The following is a 14912-nucleotide window of genomic DNA, read 5'->3' on the forward strand; positions in this document are numbered from 1 at the left end:
TTGCTTGCTTCAGTAATTGTCGCGATCGACCTTGATCTCCTGCAGGATCGTGGTCGCGATCTCTTCGATCGACTTGTGCGTCGACGACAGCCACTTGATGCCTTCGCGTCGCATCATCGCCTCGGCCTCGTTGACCTCGTAGCGGCAGTTTTCCAGCGCGGCGTACTTGCTGCCCGGGCGGCGTTCGTTGCGGATCTCGGTCAGGCGCTGCGGGTCGATCGACAGGCCGAAGATCTTCGGCTTGAACGCATACAGCGCCGACGGCAGCCGGCCGCGCTCGAAGTCGTCGGGAATCAGCGGATAGTTGGCCGCCTTCAGCCCGTACTGCATCGCCAGGTAGAGGCTGGTCGGGGTCTTGCCGCTGCGCGACACGCCCACCAGGATCACATCGGCTTCTTCGAGGTTCTTGTGTGACTGGCCGTCATCATGCGCCAGCGAGAAGTTGATCGCCTCGATCCGGTTCTTGTAGGCCTCGGTGTCCGCATTCTGGTGGAAGCGGCCAATCGCATGGGTCGACTTCAGGCCCAGTTCCTTTTCGAGCGGCTCGATAAAGGTCTGGAACATGTCGAGGATCATCGCCTTGGCGCGGCGCAGCGCCTTGTTCGCCTCCTGGTTGACCAGCGTGGTGAAGACGATCGGCGGCACGCCCTCGTTGTGGAACGCCTCGTTGATCTTGCCGACGGCGATATGTGCCTTTTCCGGGGTATCGACGAAGGGCATGCGCACCTTGCGGAAGCGCATTTCGAACTGGGCCAGGATGGAATGGCTGAAGGTCTCGGCGGTGATGCCGGTGCCATCCGAGACGATAAACACGGTGCGCACCGCGGGGCGCTCGGCCGCCTGAGGCGTGGGCGCCGCAGGGGGTGCGGCTTGCGTTCCAGGCTGGGACCCGGGTGTCGCCGTTCCGGGCGCTTCTGGCTGGGACATGGGGAGGGTGGAATAAATAGATTGAATCTTCCGCAGAAAAGTGCGGCGCAGCACGGTAGAATAGCGGCGATCTTTTCGCTAAGCAATTCCATAGGGTGGCCGGCTGCGCAACATGCGCACGCCACAAACCGCGCCCGGAATTGTCGACAATGCGCGCTACGCGATGAGAGCCGTAGCGCCAGGTCCGCAGCGCCAGTTCGGGGTTGCTTAGCCAAGCGATCCGTCCGGGAACAGAACATCAACAACATACCGGGCATGCGCAACCAGTTTTCTACTTTGTTTTGAGGCTCTCATGACTAACCAGGCAGATAACGGCGCCTATGTGCTGCCGTTCGAGCAGTTGCGCATGGCTGACGTGGAAATCGTCGGCGGCAAGAATTCGTCGCTGGGCGAGATGATCTCCCAGCTGGCGGAAGCCGGCGTCCGGGTTCCGGGCGGCTTTGCCACCACCGCGCTCGCCTTCCGCGACTTCCTTGCCCACAACAACCTGACCGAGCGCATCTCGCAGCGCCTGAAGACCCTGAACGTCGACGACGTCAAGGCCCTGGCCGAGGCCGGCGCCGAGATCCGCGACTGGGTCGCCACGGCGCCGTTCCAGCCGCGCCTGGAGCAGGAAATCCGCGAGTTCTATGCCCGCGTGGCCGAGCGCGAAGGCGCCGAGGCCTCGTTCGCGGTGCGTTCGTCGGCCACGGCCGAAGACCTGCCCGACGCCTCGTTCGCCGGCCAGCAGGAGTCCTACCTGAACGTCAGCGGCATCGACGACGTGCTCGACAAGATCAAGCACGTGTTCGCCTCGCTGTACAACGACCGCGCCATCTCCTATCGCGTGCACAAGGGCTTTGCCCACGACGTGGTGGCGCTGTCCGCCGGCATCCAGCGCATGGTCCGTTCGGACCTGGCCGCTTCCGGCGTGATGTTCACCATCGACACCGAATCCGGCTTCCCCGACGTGGTCTTCATCACCTCCAGCTACGGCCTGGGCGAAACGGTGGTGCAGGGCGCGGTCAACCCGGACGAGTTCTACGTGTTCAAGCCGACGCTGCAGGCCGGCAAGTACCCGATCATCCGCCGCTCGATCGGCTCCAAGCTGATCAAGATGGAGTTCACCAAGCCGGGCGAAGCCGGCCGCGTGAAGACCGTCGACGTGCCCGCCGAACTGCGCAACCGCTACTCGATCACCGACGAAGACGTGACCGAGCTGGCCCGCTACGCGATGATCATCGAAAAGCACTATGGCCGCCCGATGGACATCGAGTGGGGCAAGGACGGCAAGGACGGCAAGATCTACATCCTGCAGGCCCGCCCGGAGACGGTGAAGAGCCAGTCGGCCGGCAAGGCCGAGCAGCGCTTCAAGCTCAAGGGCACCGCCCCGGTGCTGACCAGCGGCCGCGCCATCGGCCAGAAGATCGGCACCGGCCCGGTGCGCGTGATCAACGACCCGTCCGAGATGGAACGCGTGCAGCCCGGCGACGTGCTGGTGGCCGACATGACCGACCCGAACTGGGAGCCGGTGATGAAGCGCGCCTCGGCCATCGTCACCAACCGTGGCGGCCGTACCTGCCACGCCGCCATCATCGCGCGTGAACTGGGCGTGCCGGCGGTGGTCGGCTGCGGCGATGCCACCGACGTGCTCAAGGACGGCACGCTGGTGACGGTGTCGTGCGCCGAGGGCGACGAAGGCCGCATCTACGACGGCCTGCTCGAAACCGAAGTGACCGAGGTCCAGCGCGGCGAGATGCCGGAAATCGACGTCAAGCTGATGATGAACGTCGGCAACCCGCAGCTGGCGTTCGACTTCGCGCAGATCCCGAACAACGGCGTCGGCCTGGCCCGCCTGGAATTCATCATCAACAACAATATCGGCGTCCACCCGAAGGCCATCCTCGACTACCCGCAGGTCGACGCCGACCTGAAGAAGGCCGTCGAGAGCGTGGCCCGCGGCCACGCCAGCCCGCGCGCGTTCTATGTCGACAAGCTGGCCGAGGGCATCGCCACCATCGGCGCGGCCTTCTACCCGAAGCCCGTGATCGTGCGCCTGTCGGACTTCAAGTCCAACGAGTACAAGAAGCTGATCGGCGGCTCGCGCTACGAGCCGGATGAAGAAAACCCGATGCTGGGCTTCCGCGGCGCCTCGCGCTACATCGCCGAAGACTTCGCCGAAGCCTTCGAGATGGAATGCAAGGCCATGAAGCGCGTGCGCGACGAAATGGGCCTGACCAACGTCGAGATCATGGTGCCGTTCGTACGCACGCTCGGCCAGGCCGAGAAGGTGATCGAGCTGCTGGCCAAGCATGGCCTGAGGCGCGGCGAGAACGGCCTGCGCATCATCATGATGTGCGAAGTGCCGTCCAACGCGATCCTGGCCGAAGAATTCCTGCAATTCTTCGACGGCTTCTCGATCGGCTCGAACGACCTGACCCAGCTGACGCTGGGCCTGGACCGCGACTCGGGCATGGAGCTGCTGGCCAAGGACTTCGACGAGCGCGACCCGGCGGTGTGCTTCATGCTGTCGCGCGCGATCTCGGCGTGCATCCGCCTGGACAAGTACGTCGGCATCTGCGGCCAGGGTCCTTCGGACCATCCGGACTTTGCCGCATGGCTGGCCAAGGAAGGCATCAAGTCGATCTCGCTGAACCCGGACTCGGTGGTCGAGACCTGGCAACAGCTGGCTTCCTGAGGCATTTGACGTCACAATAACGACTGCCGGCCCCTTCGGGTAGCCGGCGGAGGCACCGGCCCTGCGTCAGGTGTTGCAAAGCCCCGCAGACGCTGTATGGCGCTGCGGGGTTTTTTACTTTTTCGGGAAATCCTTGTCGAACGGGAGCTTGGATGGCGTACTACATCTGGTTCGTGGCGGCAGTGCTGCTGGTGATCGTCGAGCTGAACACAGGCACCTTTTATCTGCTGATGGTGGCGGTGGGCCTGGCTGCCGCCGGGGTGGCCGCCTTGCTCGGCGCATCGCCGGCGGCGCAGGCCCTGGTCGGGGCGTTGGTGGCGGCGGTGCTGATCGCCGGTTTGCGCCGCACCCGCTTCGGCAAGTTGAGGCGCGGCAATGCCGCGGCCGATCCCAACGTCAACCTCGATATCGGCCAGGAGCTCGACGTGCCGGCGTGGGATGCCAACCGGCGCGCGCGCGTGCCGTATCGCGGCGCCGACTGGACCGTCGAGCTGGCGCCCGATTGTCCCCCCGAGCGCGCCCTCGCGCCGGGGCGCTACCGCATCGTCGCAGTGCGCGGCAGCACGCTGGTGGTGTCGCCCCGCTGAAGCTTTGTCTTCCGAATCCTTTGCGCATCGCGGCCGCGGCCGCGGTGTGTTCCGCCTGCCGCCGACCGGCGGCGCCGTACCGATGTGTTCTGCCTGGAGGGTCGTTACATGCTTGCTTTTCAGCTTGGTTTGCTGCCGCTGATCATCCTTATCGCCGTTATCGTGCTGATTGCCAAGGGCATCAAGATCGTGCCGCAGCAGCATGCCTGGGTGCTGGAGCGGCTGGGGCGCTATCACGCGACCCTGACACCGGGGCTGTCGATCGTGGTGCCGTTCGTCGACCGCGTCGCCTACAAGCATGTGCTCAAGGAAATTCCGCTGGACGTGCCCAGCCAGGTCTGCATCACCAAGGACAACACGCAGTTGCAGGTCGACGGCGTGCTGTACTTCCAGGTCACTGACCCGATGAAGGCGTCGTATGGCTCGAGCAATTTCGTGGTCGCGATCACGCAGCTGTCGCAGACCACGCTGCGCTCGGTGATCGGCAAGCTGGAGCTGGACAAGACTTTCGAGGAGCGCGAGTTCATCAACCACAGCGTGGTCAATGCGCTGGACGAGGCCGCCTCCAACTGGGGCGTGAAGGTGCTGCGCTACGAGATCAAGGACCTGACCCCGCCCAAGGAGATCCTGCATGCGATGCAGGCGCAGATCACCGCCGAGCGCGAAAAGCGCGCGCTGATCGCGGCCTCCGAAGGCAAGCGCCAGGAGCAGATCAACCTGGCCACCGGCGCGCGCGAGGCGGCGATCCAGAAGTCGGAGGGCGAGCGCCAGGCGGCGATCAACAAGGCCCAGGGCGAGGCCAGCGCGATCCTGGCGGTGGCCGAGGCCAATGCGCAGGCAATCCAGAAGATCGGCAATGCGATCCGCACCGAGGGTGGCATGGACGCGGTCAACCTGAAGGTGGCCGAGGAATACGTGGCCGCGTTCGGCAACCTGGCCAAGCAGGGCAATACGCTGATCGTGCCGGGCAATATGGGCGACATGAGCAGCATGATCGCCACGGCCTTGCAGATCGTGAAGGGGCAGCAGAAGGCCGCTTGAGGCAGGGCTGAATGAAGGGCGGCTGAATGAAGGGCGGCTGAACGAAGGGCGTGCGGCGCGGCGGTTCAGTCCTTGTTGTCGCCCTTCATGATGCGGGCCTTCTCGCGCTGCCAGTCGCGCTGCTTTTCGGTCTCGCGCTTGTCGAACTGCTTCTTGCCCTTGGCCAGGCCGATCTCGCATTTCACGCGGCCACGCGTGTAATGCAGGTTCAGCGGCACCAGCGTGTAGCCGCGCTGCTCGACCTTGCCGATCAGCTTCTTGATTTCGTCGGCCTTGAGCAGCAGCTTGCGGGTGCGTACCGGATCGGGCTTGACGTGGGTGGAGGCGCTTTGCAGCGGGCTGATATGGGCGCCGATCAGGAACATCTCGGCGTCGCGCACGACTACGTAGCCTTCCTTGATCTGCACCCGCCCGGCGCGGATCGCCTTGACCTCCCAGCCTTCCAGCACGATTCCGGCCTCGTATCGTTCCTCGATGAAATAGTCGAAGAAGGCCTTCTTGTTGTCTGCAATGGTCATGCGTGCGGGTAGGGTGCGGTAGGGTGGATGCTGGCCGGTTCGCTGCAGCGCCGCATGGCGGGATGCCGCGGGGCGCGCGGGTCGGCTAAAATCGGGATTCTAGCAAACCAGCCCCCGGCACAGGCGCATGCCTGCCGCGCAGCGCGCGCGGCAGGGCCGCAAGCCAGATTTCCCCTTACATGGCAGACGTCCATAAATCCGTCCTGCTCGGTTACTCCGCCGCGCAAATGTACGACCTGGTCACCCGCGTGGAGGACTATCCCAAGTTCCTGCCATGGTGCGGCGGCGTGGAGGTGTTCGAGCAGACCGAGACCAGGCTCGACGCCAAGATCCATATCCACTTCAAGGGCATCCAGCAGTTCTTCCATACGCGCAATACCCAGGAGCGCCCGACGCGTATCGACATGACCTTTGCCGACGGGCCGTTCAAGACCTTCAACGGCTCATGGCGTTTCACGCCGCTGCGCGAAGACGCGTGCAAGATCGAGTTCCACCTGCACTACGAGTTTTCCAGCCTGCTGCTGGAGAAGCTCATCGGCCCGGTCTTCAGCATGATCGCCAATACCTTTGTCGATGCCTTCGTCAAGCGCGCCGAGGTGGTCTATGGCACTAGCTGAACGCAGCGCCGGCACGGTGCATATCGCGGTCTGCTACGCGCGTCCGGATGGCGTGTTCCTGAAGGCCATCGACGTGCCCGCCGGCACCACGATTGCCGCGGCGATCGTCGGCTCCGGGCTGCAGCAGGCGTGCCCGGAAGTCGATCCGGCCACCATGCGCGTGGGCATCTTCGGCAAGCTCAAGACCCCGGAGACGGTGGTGCGCGACGGCGATCGCGTCGAGGTGTACCGGCCGTTGACCGCGGATCCGAAGCAGGCGCGCCGCAAGCGGGTCCAGAAGCAGCGCGCCGGCGGCACGCGCGAAGGTCAGAAATGGTTGCGCGGCAATAGCTGAGCCGCGCATTGCCGCCAATGCAAACGGGCCCGGGCGGGCCCGTTTTTCATGCCTTCAGTTGCAGTGCTTTTCCAGGTTGGCGCTGGTCTTGAGGATTTCAGCCTGGCGCTGCTCGCTGTTCAGGTGCTGCAGCGAACCATCCGGGCCGGCGACCGCGGCGCGCATGCCCTGTTGCAGTCCGGTGGCGTAGTTGCGCAGTTGCGCGCAGCGCGCGGCGCGCTCGGCCGCCTCGGTTTCCCTGCGGGCTTCTTCGGCGGCGGCTTTCAGGCTGGCTTCGCGGCGCTTCTGGAACGCTTCTTCGGGCGTCGGCGCGGCGGGCTTGGCCGACGATGCCTTGGCCGGAGCCGGAGCCGGTGCAGGTGTGGCGGCGTCGGCAGGCTGGCTTGCCTGGACCGGTTGCAAGTCGCCGGCATGGCGGCCCGGTGCGCGCAGGACCCTCGCCGCGGCCGTGGACGGCGGCACGTCGCTGTAGACCATGTGGCCGTTGGCATCGCGCCACTGCCAGTAGGCGAGGGCCGGCGCGGGCGCGGCCAGAACGGCGGCAAGGGCAGCGGCAAGCAGGCACGGCGCGGACGATCGTTGCATGGCGGGACGTCTCAAAGTGGCTCTGGAAGCATGGGCCGCCGGCTGCATGCGTGGCGATGCCGCGGCGGACCACCGCGGCGACAGCCTGGCGCCCTGCATGCAAAGGCAATGCGTAGCGCCGGTTTGACCCTGGGTGTGCGTTGTATTTTTAGGTGGCGCGTGTGACCCCCGCGCCATGGTTCGCTAGTCTACGCAGACTTGTCGGTGGCGTGCAAGCGCACCGACCAGGCCACGCCGATCATCAGCAACACGATCGCGGCGATTTCCAGCGGGCGCGGCCAGCGCTGGTCGAAGACAAAGCCATAGGCCAGCGCGAACAGCGTTTCGAACACGATCATCTGGCCCGACAGCGTCAGCGGCAGGCGCCGGCTGGCAATATTCCACAGGTTGTTGCCGATCAGCGAAGCGCCCAGCGCCACCGCGGCGTTGACCATCCAGAACCATTGCCAGTCGCGGCCGCTGTCGGCGGCGCTCAGGGTGTCGCCGGCGATAATCCAGCCGGCCAGCGCCAGCACCGCGGACACCGCGCCGGTCGACAGCCCGTACAGCGCCGACCATTCATTGCCGCTGTAATGCGGGTGGCGCTGCAGGTAGCGCGCGTTGTCGACCGCGTAGAGGGTCCAGCAGACCAGCGCGCCGGCAGCGCAGCCGACGCCGGCCAGCTTCTGCCACACCGGCCGCGCCACCGCGCCGGCCGCCACCGCATGGGCGCTCTGGCCTGCGCCGAACAGGTCGATATTGATGCAGGCTATGCCCGCGGCCACCACCAGCAGCGGCCACAGCAGCCGCGCCAGCGGCACCGCGCCGTGGTCGCGCCGGCCCATGATGGTGACCGAGATCGGCAGGATGCCGATGATCAGCGAGGTCGGGCCGACCCCGGCCAGCTGCACGCCGAAGGCCAGCAGCACGTAGTAGAGCAGGTTGCCGGTAAACGCCTGGCGCAGCAGCGCCACGCAGTCGGCGCGGGTCAGCTTGCGCGCGATGCGCCGCAGCAGCGGCAGCGCCGCCACGCAGGCCACCAGTCCGTAGGCCAGGTAGCGGCCGATGGCCAGCTCCCACGGCGAAAACGCGGGCAGCAGCTTGGGGGCGATGAAGACCATGCCCCAGAACGCGCCAGCCAGCAGCCCGCACAATACGCCGATTCCCATACTTCGCCGTGCCGGATAAAAAGACAACGAGCATAGCAGACGGCACCTCGGAAGGGCCGCTGGCGGGCATCAGCAAATCGCGCATTCCTGTATAATTCGGTTTTGCGCCTAGAGGAATTGCTATGCGTCTTGTCCAGAAAGCACTCACATTCGATGACGTGCTGCTCGTCCCGGCCTATTCGGCCGTCCTTCCCCGGGATGTTTCCCTCCGCACCCGCCTGACCCGCTCCATCGAACTGAACATCCCGCTGGTGTCCGCGGCGATGGACACCGTGACTGAAGCGCGCCTGGCGATTTCCATGGCGCAGGCCGGCGGCATCGGCATCATCCACAAGAACCTGAAGCCCGCCGACCAGGCCCGCGAAGTCGCGCGCGTCAAGCGCTACGAATCGGGCGTGCTGCGTGATCCGATCACCATTTCGCCGGACATGAAGATCCGCGATGTGATCGCGCTGTCGCAGCAGCATGGGATTTCCGGGTTCCCGGTGGTCGAGGGCAAGGCCGTGGTCGGCATCATCACCAACCGCGACCTGCGCTTCGAGGAAGAACTCGACGCGCCGGTGCGCGCCAAGATGACGCCGCGCGACAAGCTGGTGACGGTGGCCGAGGGCGCGCCGCTTGAAGAAGCCAAGCGGCTGATGAACCGGCACCGCCTCGAGCGCGTGTTGGTGGTGAACCAGGCCTTCGAGCTGCGCGGCCTGATCACGGTGAAGGACATCCAGAAGGCGGTGGACAACCCGCTCGCCAGCAAGGACGACCATGGCCAGCTGCGCGTCGGCGCCGCGGTCGGCGTGGGCCCGGACAACGACGAGCGCGTCGAACTGCTGGTCAAGGCCGGTGTCGACGTGATTGTGGTCGATACGGCGCACGGCCATAGCCAGGGCGTGCTGGACCGCGTGCGCTGGGTCAAGCAGAACTTCCCGCAGGTGCAGGTGGTTGGCGGCAACATCGCCACCGGCGACGCCGCGCGCGCGCTGGTCGAGCATGGCGCCGACGGCGTCAAGGTCGGCATCGGCCCGGGCTCGATCTGCACCACGCGTATCGTTGCCGGCGTGGGCGTGCCCCAGATCACCGCCGTCTCCAACGTGGCCGAAGCGCTCAAGGGCACCGGCGTGCCGCTGATCGCCGACGGTGGCGTGCGCTATTCCGGCGATGTGGCCAAGGCCCTCGCGGCCGGCGCGCACACCGTGATGATGGGCGGCATGTTCTCGGGCACCGAGGAAGCGCCGGGCGAGACCTTCCTGTTCCAGGGCCGCTCGTTCAAGAGCTACCGCGGCATGGGTTCGGTGGGCGCGATGAAGGACGGCGCGGCCGACCGCTACTTCCAGGAAGACAACACCGCCAACGTCGACAAGCTGGTGCCCGAAGGCATCGAAGGGCGCGTGCCGTACAAGGGTTCGGTGATGGCCATCATCCACCAGCTGACCGGCGGGGTTCGCGCCTCGATGGGCTATTGCGGCAGCAAGTCGATTGCCGACTGGCACGAGAGCGCCCAGTTCGTCCAGATCACGGCGGCCGGCATGCGTGAATCGCACGTGCACGACGTGCAGATCACCAAGGAAGCGCCGAACTACCATATCGACTGATGGCCCGCGGCCGCGCACCGTCCCTGCAGGCGGTGCGCGGCCGCCGGCATCGGGGCGAGGGCGCGCCGGCGCGTGCCCGCGCCCGACCCGCCATCCCATCCGAACCTGGCCGCGCGCCACGCAGGCGTTGTCCTGATGCCCGCCGCACCACCGGCCGGGGCCAAGACGAGGAGCGCCAATGAAGGTGTTGCTGCGAGCCGTGCTGTTTTTCGATGCCCTGGTGGACCTGCTGCTGGGCATCCTGCTGCTGATGTCCCCGTTCACCACGCTGTACGCGGCGCTGCAGTTGCCGCAGCCGCAGCCGGCGCTGTTCGGGCAGCTGCTGGGCGTGGCGCTGGTGGGGCTGTCGGTGCTGCTGTGGCAGGCCGCCTTCAATGGCCAGCTGACGGTGCCGGTGGCGCGCACCGCAGGCTACGTGAACCTCGCCAGCGCGGTACTCATCATCGGCTGGATGGTGTTCCTGGAGCTGCCGCTGGAAGGCGCCGGCAAGATCTGGCTGCCGACCATGGCGGTGGTGCTGCTGGTCTTTGCCGTGGTGCAGATCCCGGCGGCCAAGCGCGTGCGCGTGCGCGAACAGCAACGGAAGATGGAACGCGCGCTGCAGGAACAGGAAAGCAGGAAGGAACCCGGCGTTGCCCCCGCGGCGCGCCCCACGAATACCCCAGAATACCGGCGCGAGCCGGTCATCACGCCGCCGCCGGGCTATGGCCCCGGCACGGAAGTCGTGACCGAGCCCATCCCGGAAGACACGCCATCGGCCCATCATGCACGACAAAATCCTCATTCTTGATTTCGGCTCGCAGGTCACGCAGCTGATCGCCCGCCGCGTCCGCGAGGCGCACGTCTATTGCGAAATCCACCCGAACGACGTCAGCGACGCGTTCGTGCGCGAATTCGCCCCCAAGGCGATCATCCTGTCCGGCAGCCACGCCAGCACCTATGAAGACCACCAGCTGCGCGCGCCGCAGGCGGTGTGGGACCTGGGCGTGCCGGTGCTGGGCATCTGCTACGGCATGCAGACCATGGCGGTGCAGCTGGGCGGCAAGGTCGAGTGGAGCGATCATCGTGAGTTCGGCTACGCCGAGATGCGCGCCCATGGCCATACCGGGCTGCTCAAGGACATCGAGGACTTCCGCACGCCGGAAGGCCACGGCATGCTCAAGGTGTGGATGAGCCATGGCGACAAGGTCACGGGCCTGCCGCCCGGCTTCAAGCTGATGGCCTCCACGCCGAGCTGCCCGATCGCCGGCATGGCCGACGAGGCGCGCCACTACTACGCCGTGCAGTTCCACCCCGAGGTCACGCACACGGTCAAGGGCCGCCAGATGCTGGAGCGCTTCGTGCTGCAGATCGCCGGCTGCAAGCCTGACTGGGTCATGCGCGACCATATCGAGGAAGCAGTCGCCAGGATCCGCGAGCAGGTCGGCGATGAAGAGGTCATCCTGGGCCTGTCCGGCGGCGTCGATTCGTCGGTGGCCGCGGCGCTGATCCATCGCGCCATTGGCGACCAGCTGACCTGCGTGTTCGTCGACCACGGCCTGCTGCGCCAGGACGAAGGCAAGCTGGTGATGGAAATGTTCGTCGGCCGGCTGCACGCCAAGGTGGTCCATGTCGACGCCTCCGACCAGTTCCTCGGCCACCTGGCCGGCGTCACCGACCCCGAGCAGAAGCGCAAGATCATCGGCCGCGAGTTCGTCGAGGTGTTCCAGGCCGAGGCGCGCAAGCTGACCAACGCCAAGTGGCTGGCGCAGGGCACCATCTACCCGGACGTGGTGGAGTCGGGCGGCACCAAGACCAAGAAGGCCACCACCATCAAGAGCCACCACAACGTGGGCGGCCTGCCGGAGACGCTGGGCCTGAAGCTGCTGGAGCCGCTGCGCGACCTGTTCAAGGACGAAGTGCGCGAACTGGGCGTGGCGCTCGGCCTGCCGCCCGAAATGGTCTACCGCCACCCGTTCCCGGGCCCGGGCCTGGGCGTGCGCATCCTCGGCGAAGTCAAGCGCGACTACGCCGACCTGCTGCGCCGCGCCGATGCCATCTTCATCGAAGAACTGCGCAAGACCATCGCCACCGAACACGACGCCGCCGCCGGCCTGTGCGGACCCGACCAGGTCGGCAAGAGCTGGTACGACCTCACCAGCCAGGCCTTCGCCGTGTTCCTGCCGGTCAAGTCCGTCGGCGTGATGGGCGACGGCCGCACCTACGACTACGTGGTCGCGCTGCGCGCGGTGCAGACCACCGACTTCATGACCGCGCACTGGGCGCACCTGCCGTATGCGCTGCTGGGCCGTTGCTCCAACCGCATCATCAACGAAGTCCGGGGTTTGAACCGGGTCGTGTATGACGTGTCGGGGAAGCCGCCGGCGACGATCGAGTGGGAGTGAAAAGACGTCTTTCGGGGCTATCGCCAGCTATCGAAAGGTTGCCGTAACGTGTTGATTGTCAACGATGCGTTGCGGCACCTATCGATGATCATCACCGGCCAGCGGAACAGGTTGGCGGTGAGTGGCGGTAGAACCTGGAGGCCGGGCCGCCAGCCGTCTGCCGATTCCCGCGCGGGGTTTCAGAATGTGCCAGGGTAGGCGCCGCCATCGAGCAGGATATTCTGCGCGGTGATGTAGGCGGCCTGGCGGCTGCACAGGAAAGCGCAGGTGGCGCCGAACTCGGCGGGATCGCCGAAACGGCGGGTGGGATTCTCGGCGGCGCGGCGTTCTGCCATGGCCTGCGCGGTCAGCCCGGCCTGCCGGGCCGCGCCTTCGATGGTCTTGCCGAGGCGGTCGGTACGGAACGGCCCTGGCAGCATGTTGTTCACCGTGACCCCGTGCCGGGCGATCTCGCGCGCCAGTCCCGCCACAAAGCCCGTCAGGCCGGAGCGCGCGCCGTTGGAGAGGCCCAGCACGTCGATCGGTGCCTTGACCGCGCCGCTGGTGATGTTGATGATGCGGCCCCACTTGCGCGCGATCATGCTGTCGACGGTGGCCTTGATCAGGTCGATCGGCGTCAGCATATTGGCGTTGAGCGCGGCCATCCATGTGTCGCGGTCCCAGTCGCGGAAGTTGCCCGGCGGCGGGCCGCCGGCGTTGTTGACCAGGATGTCGAGATCGCCCAGCCCAGCCACCGCGTCCAGCGCGGCGGCGCGGCCCTCGGGCCTGGTGATGTCGGCGGCCACCGCGACCACGCGGTGGCCGTGGCGCGCACGGATGTCGCTGGCGGCTTGCTCCAGTGCATCGGCGTTGCGCGCCACGATCACCACATCCACACCCTCGGCGGCCAGTGCGTCGGCACAGGCAAAACCGAGTCCCTTGCTTGCGCCGCAGACCAGCGCGCGCTTGCCATGCAGTCCCAGATCCATTTCGTTGCTCTCCTTTTGCAGGGGTGGCGAATATCCGTTGCCAGGCGCCGGTGCCGGCTAGCCGTGCGCACGCGGGCGGTAGTCGATCAGGCTCGAGAACACGGCGATCAGCACCGCCATGACGACGAAGAACAGCAGCGCCAGGAAGTAAGAGCCCGACCACTGGACGATCACGCCGATCAGGATCGGCACCACCACGCCGGCCATGTTGCCGCAGAAGTTCATGGTGCCGCCCAGCACGCCGCTGCGTTCCGGGCCGCCGACGATGGCCGGCAGGCTCCAGTACATGCCGCAGAAGCGGATGAAGAACATCGCCACGCACAGCAGCAGGACGACCGTGCCGGAGTCGGAGATGTAGGCCGCCGCGAGGATGCAGGCCGCAGCTACCAGTGACGAGCCGCTGAACATCGTGCGCATGACGACATTGGGCGATGCGCCCGACGCCTTCCACCGGTCGCCGATATAGCCGCCGATGAGCTCGCCGACGAAGCCCGACATGAAGATGATGAAGGTGGCCCCGCCCATGGCGGCGATGTTGAAGCCGTGCGCCTTGTGCAGGTAGCTCGGCATCCACGTAAGCAAGCCATAGAAGACCGCGAGGATGCAGCTGTAGCCGGCGAACATCGCCAGCACCGAGCGGTCCCGCACCAGTTCGCGCAGCGGCACGCGCGCGGCGGCGGCGCTGGCGCGCGCGTTGCCGCGCGTGATGTGCTCCAGCTCGGCAGCGTTGACGCCGGGGTGGTCCGACGGATGGTTGCGGATGTAGCGCCATGCCAGCACGCCCGCCAGCATCGTACCGACGCCGGCGATCACGAAAGCGATGCGCCACGAGCCGAACCAGGCGATCAACCCGGAGATCAGGATCGCGCCCAGGGCGCTGCCAAGCGGGGCGCCGCCGTCGACGAGCACGGCGCCGCGGCCGCGCTCGTGCGGGGTCAGCCAGGTGCCGATCAGCTTGGCGCCGGCCGGCATGATCGGCGACTCGGACACGCCGAGGCCCATGCGCGTGAGCAGCAGCACGATCCAGTTGTGGGAGGCGGCACCGAGCGCCTGGAAGGCACCCCAGGCAACCGTCGCCGTGGCGATGATGCCGCGCGTATGGTACCGGTCCAGCAGCACGCCGGCGGGGATCTGCATCAGTGCGTACGACCAGAAGAACGCGCTCAGCATCAGGCCTTCGAGCGCCGGAGACAAATTGAATTCCGGCGCGATCAACGGCAGCGCGACCGATAGCGAGGCCCGGTCGATGTAGTTGATCGCTGTCAGCAGCAGCATGATCAGGAAGATGCGCCAGCGCACGCTGGTGGGGCGCACGGCCTCGCTGACCGATGGCGACGACAGGGCAGGGGAGGGTAAGGACGGCATGGTTGTCTCGCTTCGTTGTGATGGTGCGGCGTGTTGCTTCATTGCCGCCGGGCACTGTAGGGCCGCCGCCAGGCCTTGCCTAATGACTCTTCGTGATTGCGTGATAACCGGCAGGATGGCGCTGGCCAGCGCTGGCTGGCAGCACGGGTAACCGCACGGGTAACCGCATAAGGGA

Annotated in this window: 14 protein-coding genes; 8 read left to right on the forward strand and 6 right to left on the reverse strand. The window is 66.4% G+C overall.

Annotated elements, in window-relative coordinates:
* Nucleotides 1–9 precede the first annotated feature (9 nt).
* On the reverse strand, nt 10–813 hold the full coding sequence (ppsR, locus tag MKD50_RS08110) for a posphoenolpyruvate synthetase regulatory kinase/phosphorylase PpsR (protein ID WP_010809585.1): 804 nt from the start codon (nt 811–813) through the stop codon (nt 10–12).
* Between the two features lie 406 nt (nt 814–1219).
* Between ppsR and ppsA the strand changes: the two genes are divergently transcribed.
* The 3 genes from ppsA (at nt 1220) to MKD50_RS08125 (ending at nt 5232) form a co-directional block, all read left to right on the forward strand.
* Nucleotides 1220–3604: a phosphoenolpyruvate synthase gene (ppsA, locus tag MKD50_RS08115; RefSeq protein WP_252666814.1), complete on the forward strand. Its 2385-nt coding sequence runs from the start codon at nt 1220–1222 to the stop codon at nt 3602–3604.
* Nucleotides 3605–3756: 152 nt separating this feature from the next.
* Nucleotides 3757–4191: an NfeD family protein gene (locus tag MKD50_RS08120; RefSeq protein ID WP_115703346.1), complete on the forward strand. Its 435-nt coding sequence runs from the start codon at nt 3757–3759 to the stop codon at nt 4189–4191.
* A 108-nt stretch (nt 4192–4299) separates the two neighbouring features.
* Entirely contained in the window at nt 4300–5232 is a 933-nt protein-coding gene (locus MKD50_RS08125) for an SPFH domain-containing protein (protein WP_018005678.1), read from the forward strand.
* 65 nt (nt 5233–5297) lie between these two features.
* On the opposite strand, the gene smpB is transcribed toward MKD50_RS08125, so the two are convergent.
* Complete coding sequence (smpB, locus tag MKD50_RS08130; RefSeq protein ID WP_062800102.1) at nt 5298–5750, reverse strand: SsrA-binding protein SmpB; 453 nt, start codon at nt 5748–5750, stop codon at nt 5298–5300.
* Between the two features lie 179 nt (nt 5751–5929).
* Between smpB and MKD50_RS08135 the strand changes: the two genes are divergently transcribed.
* Nucleotides 5930–6367, forward strand: coding sequence for a type II toxin-antitoxin system RatA family toxin (locus tag MKD50_RS08135; RefSeq protein WP_012352934.1), 438 nt, complete (start codon nt 5930–5932; stop codon nt 6365–6367).
* Nucleotides 6354–6701 (forward strand): RnfH family protein, encoded by a 348-nt coding sequence (locus MKD50_RS08140; protein ID WP_115703342.1) that lies wholly within the window; start codon nt 6354–6356, stop codon nt 6699–6701. The genes MKD50_RS08135 and MKD50_RS08140 overlap by 14 nt, the downstream gene beginning before the upstream one ends.
* A gap of 54 nt (nt 6702–6755) precedes the next feature.
* On the opposite strand, the gene MKD50_RS08145 is transcribed toward MKD50_RS08140, so the two are convergent.
* Nucleotides 6756–7286, reverse strand: a complete 531-nt coding sequence (locus MKD50_RS08145; RefSeq protein ID WP_252666815.1) for a DUF4124 domain-containing protein — start codon at nt 7284–7286, stop codon at nt 6756–6758.
* Nucleotides 7287–7474: 188 nt separating this feature from the next.
* Nucleotides 7475–8434, reverse strand: coding sequence for a DMT family transporter (locus MKD50_RS08150; RefSeq protein WP_115703338.1), 960 nt, complete (start codon nt 8432–8434; stop codon nt 7475–7477).
* Nucleotides 8435–8556: 122 nt separating this feature from the next.
* Here MKD50_RS08150 and guaB point away from each other — a divergent pair, with 122 nt between their 5' ends.
* From guaB to guaA, 3 genes are all read left to right on the forward strand, one after another.
* Complete coding sequence (guaB, locus tag MKD50_RS08155) at nt 8557–10020, forward strand: IMP dehydrogenase (RefSeq protein ID WP_115703336.1); 1464 nt, start codon at nt 8557–8559, stop codon at nt 10018–10020.
* Between the two features lie 178 nt (nt 10021–10198).
* Nucleotides 10199–10810, forward strand: coding sequence for a hypothetical protein (locus tag MKD50_RS08160; RefSeq protein WP_115703334.1), 612 nt, complete (start codon nt 10199–10201; stop codon nt 10808–10810).
* Entirely contained in the window at nt 10785–12404 is a 1620-nt protein-coding gene (gene guaA, locus MKD50_RS08165) for a glutamine-hydrolyzing GMP synthase (protein WP_252666816.1), read from the forward strand. The genes MKD50_RS08160 and guaA overlap by 26 nt, the downstream gene beginning before the upstream one ends.
* A 179-nt stretch (nt 12405–12583) precedes the next feature.
* Here guaA and MKD50_RS08170 read toward each other — a convergent pair whose 3' ends face one another.
* Nucleotides 12584–13372 (reverse strand): SDR family oxidoreductase, encoded by a 789-nt coding sequence (locus tag MKD50_RS08170; RefSeq protein WP_252666817.1) that lies wholly within the window; start codon nt 13370–13372, stop codon nt 12584–12586.
* A 57-nt stretch (nt 13373–13429) separates the two neighbouring features.
* Nucleotides 13430–14737: an MFS transporter gene (locus MKD50_RS08175; RefSeq protein WP_252666818.1), complete on the reverse strand. Its 1308-nt coding sequence runs from the start codon at nt 14735–14737 to the stop codon at nt 13430–13432.
* Between the last annotated feature and the right edge of the window lie 175 nt (nt 14738–14912).

Source organism: Cupriavidus mimosae (assembly GCF_023952485.1).
Classification (GTDB): domain Bacteria; phylum Pseudomonadota; class Gammaproteobacteria; order Burkholderiales; family Burkholderiaceae; genus Cupriavidus; species Cupriavidus taiwanensis_C.

Coding starts and splice junctions, on each gene's coding strand:
- ppsA (WP_252666814.1), top strand. CDS start 1,220: ATGACTAACCAGGCAGATAACGGCGCCTATGTGCTGCCGTTCGAGCAG.
- MKD50_RS08120 (WP_115703346.1), top strand. CDS start 3,757: ATGGCGTACTACATCTGGTTCGTGGCGGCAGTGCTGCTGGTGATCGTC.
- MKD50_RS08125 (WP_018005678.1), top strand. CDS start 4,300: ATGCTTGCTTTTCAGCTTGGTTTGCTGCCGCTGATCATCCTTATCGCC.
- smpB (WP_062800102.1), bottom strand. CDS start 5,750: ATGACCATTGCAGACAACAAGAAGGCCTTCTTCGACTATTTCATCGAG.
- MKD50_RS08135 (WP_012352934.1), top strand. CDS start 5,930: ATGGCAGACGTCCATAAATCCGTCCTGCTCGGTTACTCCGCCGCGCAA.
- MKD50_RS08140 (WP_115703342.1), top strand. CDS start 6,354: ATGGCACTAGCTGAACGCAGCGCCGGCACGGTGCATATCGCGGTCTGC.
- MKD50_RS08145 (WP_252666815.1), bottom strand. CDS start 7,286: ATGCAACGATCGTCCGCGCCGTGCCTGCTTGCCGCTGCCCTTGCCGCC.
- MKD50_RS08150 (WP_115703338.1), bottom strand. CDS start 8,434: ATGGGAATCGGCGTATTGTGCGGGCTGCTGGCTGGCGCGTTCTGGGGC.
- guaB (WP_115703336.1), top strand. CDS start 8,557: ATGCGTCTTGTCCAGAAAGCACTCACATTCGATGACGTGCTGCTCGTC.
- MKD50_RS08160 (WP_115703334.1), top strand. CDS start 10,199: ATGAAGGTGTTGCTGCGAGCCGTGCTGTTTTTCGATGCCCTGGTGGAC.
- guaA (WP_252666816.1), top strand. CDS start 10,785: ATGCACGACAAAATCCTCATTCTTGATTTCGGCTCGCAGGTCACGCAG.
- MKD50_RS08170 (WP_252666817.1), bottom strand. CDS start 13,372: ATGGATCTGGGACTGCATGGCAAGCGCGCGCTGGTCTGCGGCGCAAGC.
- MKD50_RS08175 (WP_252666818.1), bottom strand. CDS start 14,737: ATGCCGTCCTTACCCTCCCCTGCCCTGTCGTCGCCATCGGTCAGCGAG.